We start from the raw sequence: 6,583 nt of genomic DNA on the forward strand, positions 1-6,583 counted from the left end.
GTTATAGTCTCGTGGGCTCGGAGATGTGTATAAGAGACAGGGGCGGCCCCGCCGGTCGCCGCACCCGCCGCGACGGCACCTGTCGCCCCCATCGCCCCGCCGGCCAGACAGCCGAGCGTCAGCCCCGCCACCGTGTGCCGGTTCTGGTACAGCAGGGCGCCGCCGAGAATGATCGCGCGCTCAGCCCCGTCGCGCAGCCCGTCCGCACCGTTGGACAGCCAGCCGCGCCACTCCGATGTTGGCGACGCGGCCTGGGCCACTGGTGCGGCCATAAGCACGAGCGTGGCGAGACCCGCCACGGCGAGAGGTCGGCCCGTCCTGTGTCGCATGGGAAGCTCCTCTTCCAGGCCGTGAGGATACGCCATCGCGGCCGGAACGCCGTCCCGAAAGCAGGGATGAGCGACCGCCGACCGGGCTACCCCCTTCGCGTCGTGCCTGTAGTAGATACTTACTGCCACACAAACAATCCGCATCACTAACATTCACGCTGGAGCCACCAACCGGAACGGAGCCAGCCCCCATGGCCAAGGCCATCCACATGATGATCCGGGTCCTCGACGAGGAGCGGTCGCGGGACTTCTACGCCCGCGCGTTCGGCCTGGAATGCGCCGACCGCTACGCCTTCGACGGCTTCACCCTGGTCTATCTGCGCAACGCCGAAAACGACTTCGAGATCGAGCTGACCATCAACCACGGCCGCAGCGAACCCTACGCCCACGGCGACGGCTACGGCCATCTGGCCGTCTGCGTCGAGGATCTGGACGGGGAACACCGGCGCTTCACCGCGCTCGGCTACGGCCCCAACCCGATCAAGGAGTTCGCGCGGGACGGCGCGCTGATGGCCCGCTTCTTTTTCGTCCAGGACCCCGACGGCTACAAGATCGAGGTCCTGCAGCGCCACGGCCGCTACCGCTGACACAGGCGCGGTCCCCTCGAAGCAAAAATCATAATCGGTCTTGGGAGGAAGCCATGCGTTCTCCGACGAGCACAACAGCAAAACCCGCCCCAAACCCCACCATGCACCGGCGCACCTTCCTGGCGGCCTCGGCCACCGCCGCGGCGGCGACGGCCATCCTGGTGTCGGGCGGGGCGATCCTCTGCCCGCGCGAGGCCTGGGGGTATGAGACCAAGGCGCTGGCGCCAGACACCATGCGCTCGCTGATCCGGGTGTCGCGGGACATCTACCCGCACGACCGGCTGGCCGACCGCTTCTACGCCGTCGCCATGAAGGCGCAGGACGAGAAGGCGGCCGCCGACGCCGCGCTCAAGGAGCTGTACGAGTCCGGCATGGCGAAGCTCGACCGGCTGGCCAAGGCCAAGCACGACGCCCCCTACGCGGAGGTCGGCTGGGAGGCCGACCGGGTCCGCCTGCTGCACGAGATCGAGGCCGATCCCTTCTTCCAGACAGTGCGCGGCGGGCTGGTCACCGGGATCTACAACAACCAGGAGGTCTGGCCGCTCTTCGGCTACGAGGGCGAGAGCGCGGCCAAGGGCGGCTACATCGACCGCGGGTTCAACGACATCGAGTGGCTCTGACCACCGTCCCAGGAAGGATGTTTCAGCCATGGCAGCGAAATTCGACCTGAACGACGACAGCGTCGTGGTGATCGTGGGCTCCGGGGCCGGCGGCGGCACGCTGGGCACCCAACTGGCGCTGAAGGGAATCAAGACGGTGATCCTGGAAGCCGGCGGGCGCCACAACATGGAGGATTTCCAGAACGACGAATGGGCCAGCTTCGCCCAGATCTCCTGGCTCGACCCGCGCACCACCTCGGGAAGCTGGCGGGTGTCGCGGGATTTCCCGGGCCTGCCGGCCTGGATCGTCAAGGCGGTCGGCGGCTCCACCGTGCATTGGGCGGGTGCGGCGCTGCGCTTCCAGCCGCACGAGTTCAAGACGCGCACGACCTACGGCGAGGTCGCCGGCGCCAACCTGCTGGACTGGCCGATCACGCTGGAGGAGCTGGAGCCCTGGTACGCCAAGGCGGAGGACCGCATGGGCGTCACCCGCACCAACGGCATCCCCGGCCTGCCCGGCAACAACAACTTCAAGGTCCTGAAGGCCGGCGCCGACAAGATGGGCTACACGGAGTGCCACACCGGCAACATGGCCATCAACTCGGAGCCCCGCGACGGGCGCGGAGGGTGCCAGCAGATCGGCTTCTGTTTCCAGGGCTGCAAGTCCGGGGCGAAATGGTCGACCCTGATCGCCGAGATCCCCAAGGGCGAGGAGACCGGCAAGCTGGAGGTCCGCGCCAACGCCCAGGTGCTGAAGATCGAGCACGACGCCAAGGGCAAGGTGACCGGCGTCGTCTACGCCGACAAGGACGGGGCGATCCAGCGCCAGAAGGCCCGCATCGTCGCGGTGGCCGGCAACTCCATCGAAAGCCCCCGCCTGCTGCTGAACTCCGCGTCCTCCCTGTTCTCGGACGGTCTCGCCAACTCCTCCGGACAGGTGGGGCGGAACTACATGCGTCACATGACCGGCTCGGTCTACGGCGTGTTCGAGAAGCCGGTGCGCATGCACCGCGGCACCACCATGGCCGGCATCATCCGCGACGAGGCGAAGAACAAGCCCGACCGCGGCTTCGTCGGCGGGTACGAGATGGAGACCCTGTCGCTCGGCCTGCCCTTCATGGCCGCCTTCCTCGACCCCGGCGCCTGGGGGCGGGAATTCACCTCGGCGCTCGACGGCTACGACCATATGGCCGGCATGTGGCTGGTCGGCGAGGACATGCCGCAGGAGAGCAACCGCATCACCCTGCACGCCGACAAGAAGGACAAGCACGGGATGCCCGTCCCCAACGTCCATTTCGACGACCACCCCAACGACGTCGCCATGCGCCAGCACGCCTACCGGCAGGGCATGGCGCTGTATGAGTCGGTGGGGGCGACCCGCAGCTTCCCGACGCCGCCCTACCCGTCCACCCACAATCTGGGCACCAACCGGATGAGCGAGAAGGCGCGCGACGGCGTGGTGAACAAGTGGGGCCAGACCCACGATGTGGCGAACCTGTTCGTGTCCGACGGTTCGCAGTTCACCACCGGCGGCGCCGAAAATCCGACCCTGACCATCGTCGCGCTGGCGCTGCGGCAAGCCGACTACATCGCCGGCCAAATGACCAAGAACGCGATCTGACCGCTGCTCTGTCCCATTATTCGGGACGCCGCGCGGATTACAGCCCCTCTCTTCCGGACGGAGGAGGGGGGCACTCTTTTGCGCTCAGGCCGTCTCGCGTTCTTTTTCCGGGGCGGTGAAAGAGGTCGGAATGCCCGCCGGAAGGACGGCGGCGGCCACCGCAGCGAAATCGGTGCGCGCCTCTCGCTCCAGTTCTTCCACGCAGGGGCGGTGGCCCTTCACTTCCTGGGCGTAGGTCAGGCAAGCGCAGCGCAGAAGGCCGGCGAAATTGCGCCGCTCCACCCCTCGGGCCAAGACTTCATCGTGCAACTTTGACAAGAAGCGGCCCAGAGAGACGCCCTGCATCGCCGCGATTTCCTCCAGCGCATCCCAGAAGGCCGCTTCCAGACAGACACTCGTCGAATGACCGCTGAGGCGGACCCGCCGGGTTACCATGCGGAAACGCTCCGGGTCCTGACCGGCAAAAATTCGGCACATCCCTCGTCTCCTTCCAAACTTCCCCGACTCCTTGAATGCACTATGAACGGAAAATCCGTGATGCGCATTAATTTCTGAAAGACGGAACCCGCTCAGGTCGAGTGAAGAGAGAGACACATCACCAAATCCGCGCGCATCGAAAAGGACTGGAGACGCGCAGTCTTCCCCGGATACCACCCCCGCCCGCTGAAATATGCGCTTACCTCAGCCAACCCGGCGCAAAAGAACGAGCGTTGAAAATATGGGGAACCGTTTTCCGCAACGCATTTCTGTCACGGAACCCACCCCTGCCGACCCCGTTATTGGTTTCCGGTTTTCGACGTCACTCCGCTGCGCCGCAAAAGTCCACTGTATTCGTGGCGAATTCCCCAGCGGCAATCCGATGACACGTCATTGATGAGAGGATGGACACATGAGTTGGGCCGGCCAACACCAGTTCCCAATCGGCAGAAACCGAAAAAGAACACGTCCGACCGCCGACTCTCCGCATTCCAAAACCATCGACATCGCATCGCAGACCCTGATCTGCTTTTCGCACCTGCGCTGGAGCTTCGTTTATCAGCGTCCACAACATCTTATGTCGCGATTCGCGCGTGACCACCGCGTGCTGTTCGTCGAGGAGCCGATTCACAACGACACGCCCGAGCCCTGGCTGGACGTGCGCGAGGATGAGGGCGTTCTCGTCCTGGTGCCCCGCCTGCCCGCCGGCCTGGACGGCGAGGCGGCCGTCACCGCCCAGCGCCAGCTTCTCGACCGTTATCTGGCCGAGGAGGGGGTGACCGACCCGATCCTCTGGTACTACACGCCGATGAGCCTCGGCCTGTCCGGCCACCTGCGCGGGGCGCTGGTGGTCTACGACTGCATGGACGAGCTGTCGGCCTTCCACGGCGCGCCGCCGGAGCTGGTCGAGCGCGAGCGGCAGCTGATGGCGCGGGCGGACGTGGTGTTCACCGGCGGCGTCAGCCTCTACGAGGCCAAGCGCACCCTGCACCCCAACGCCCACGCCTTCCCCAGCAGCGTCGACGTCGCCCATTTCGCCGCCGCACGCGGCATCGTCGAGGAGCCCGCCGATCAGGCGACCATCCCGCACCCGCGGCTCGGCTTCTACGGTGTCATCGACGAGCGGCTGGACATCGCCCTGCTCGACGCCGCAGCCGCGGCCCGGCCCGACTGGCAGTTCGTCCTGGTCGGCCCGGTGGTGAAGATCGACCCGGCCGACCTGCCCCGCCGTCCGAACATCCACTATCTCGGTCCGAAGAGCTACGACGACCTGCCGCATTATCTGGCGGGCTGGGACGTCGCCCTGATGCCCTTCGCGCGCAACGAATCCACCCGCTTCATCAGCCCGACCAAGACGCCGGAATATCTGGCCGCCGGGCGCCCGGTCGTCTCCACCTCGATCACCGACGTGGTGCGCGGCTATGGCGACAGCGGCGTCGTGCGCATCGCCGACGCGCCGGAGGATTTCGTCGCCGCCGTCGAGGCCGCCCTGGCCGACGCCGCCGAACCGGAGCGTCTGCGCGCCACCGCCGACCATGTCCTGCGCGACATGTCCTGGGACAGGACGCAGGGCCGCATGAAGACGCTGATGGAACAGGCCCGCCAGCGCGGACGCGCCGCGCCGCCGGCCCATCGCCCGGCTCCCGCGATCCACCATCCGGCCAAGCACGCCAACGGGCGCGCCGCCGGCCGCCGCTCCGGCTTCGACTATCTGATCGTCGGGGCGGGCTTCGCCGGCAGCGTGCTGGCGGAACGGCTGGCCGCGGGGCTGAACAAGCGCGTCCTGCTGATCGATCGGCGCCCGCACATCGGCGGCAACGCCTACGATCACTACGACGACGCGGGCGTGCTGATCCACCGCTACGGCCCGCACATCTTCCACACCAATTCCAAACCGGTCGCCGACTATCTGTCGCGCTTCACCAAGTGGCGGCCCTACGAGCACCGCGTCCTGGCGCGGGTGGACGAGCGGCTCGTCCCCATCCCGATCAACCGGACCACGGTCAATCAACTCTACGGGCTGGACCTCGACGAGGCCGGCGTGGCGGCGTTCCTGAAGAGCCGGGCGGAGCCGGTGGCCGACGTCCGCACCTCGGAGGACGTGGTGGTCGGCGCCGTGGGGCGGGAGCTGTACGAAAAGTTCTTCCGCGGCTACACCCGCAAGCAATGGGGGCTCGACCCGTCGGACCTCGACAAGGCGGTCACCGCCCGCGTGCCGACGCGAACCAACGACGACGACCGCTATTTCGGCGACAGCTTCCAGGCGATGCCGCTGAACGGCTACACGCGGATGTTCGAGAGCATGCTCGACCACCCGAACATCAAGGTGATGCTGAACACCGATTTCGACGACGTGCGGGACGAGATCGCCTACGACCGCATCGTCTTCACCGGCCCGATCGACGAGTATTTCGGCCACCGCTTCGGCAAGCTGCCCTACCGCTCCCTGACCTTCCGGCACGAGACGGTCGACCAAGAGTGGTTCCAGCCCGTCGCCGTGGTGAACGAGCCGTCGGAGGCGGTGCCCTACACCCGCGTCACCGAGTACAAGCACCTGACCGGGCAAAGCCACCCGAAGACCAGCATCACCTACGAGTATCCCTCCGCGCAGGGCGATCCCTACTACCCGATCCCCCGCCCGGAGAACCAGGAGCTGTTCCGCAAGTACCAGGCGCTGGCCGACGGCACCCCGGACGTGATCTTCCTGGGCCGGCTCGGCACCTACCGCTACTACAACATGGATCAGGTGGTGGCGCAGGCGCTGGCGGTCTATGCCCGCCTGGAGAAGGAGGAGCAGCAGAGCCGCGGTCTCGCCGCCGCCGCGCGGGCCTTCGGCTCGCTGGGCGCGGAGCGGGAAGTGCGGGTCGCGGGGATGGGGGATTAGGAGGAGCTGCGCGCATCCTTGCCCCCACCCCTGTCTCTTATACACATCTGACGCTGCCGACGATTATACGCGAGTGTAGATCTCGG

General features: G+C 66.9%; 5 protein-coding genes and 1 pseudogene. 4 read left to right on the plus strand and 2 right to left on the minus strand.

Translation table 11 applies throughout. From position 1 onward, the window contains the following. Positions 1–329: pseudogene (locus tag Q4I23_RS29060) on the minus strand (hypothetical protein); the annotation flags it as partial. A 191-nt stretch (positions 330–520) separates the two neighbouring features. Between Q4I23_RS29060 and Q4I23_RS29065 the strand changes: the two are divergent. Genes Q4I23_RS29065 through Q4I23_RS29075 form a run of 3 tightly spaced genes read left to right on the plus strand, consistent with a single transcriptional unit; the run spans position 521 to position 3,136 of the window. Continuing rightward, positions 521–916 (plus strand): VOC family protein, encoded by a 396-nt coding sequence (locus tag Q4I23_RS29065; RefSeq protein ID WP_014200037.1) that lies wholly within the window; start codon positions 521–523, stop codon positions 914–916. Between the two features lie 53 nt (positions 917–969). Beyond that, positions 970–1,536 carry a Twin-arginine translocation pathway signal gene (locus tag Q4I23_RS29070; protein ID WP_498528517.1) on the plus strand — a complete coding sequence of 189 codons (567 nt, stop codon included), beginning with the start codon at positions 970–972 and terminating at the stop codon, positions 1,534–1,536. Between the two features lie 28 nt (positions 1,537–1,564). Continuing rightward, entirely contained in the window at positions 1,565–3,136 is a 1,572-nt protein-coding gene (locus Q4I23_RS29075) for a GMC family oxidoreductase (protein ID WP_498528518.1), read from the plus strand. 84 nt (positions 3,137–3,220) lie between these two features. Here the strand turns inward: Q4I23_RS29075 and Q4I23_RS29080 are convergent, their stop codons facing one another. Next, a complete protein-coding gene (locus Q4I23_RS29080) occupies positions 3,221–3,730 on the minus strand; it encodes a ribbon-helix-helix domain-containing protein (RefSeq protein WP_498528519.1) in 510 nt (169 codons plus the stop codon). A gap of 460 nt (positions 3,731–4,190) precedes the next feature. Here Q4I23_RS29080 and glf point away from each other — a divergent pair, with 460 nt between their 5' ends. After that, positions 4,191–6,497, plus strand: a complete 2,307-nt coding sequence (glf, locus tag Q4I23_RS29085; RefSeq protein WP_498528520.1) for a UDP-galactopyranose mutase — start codon at positions 4,191–4,193, stop codon at positions 6,495–6,497. Positions 6,498–6,583: the final 86 nt, after the last annotated feature.

Source organism: Azospirillum sp. UFLA03-27, from assembly GCF_059803775.1.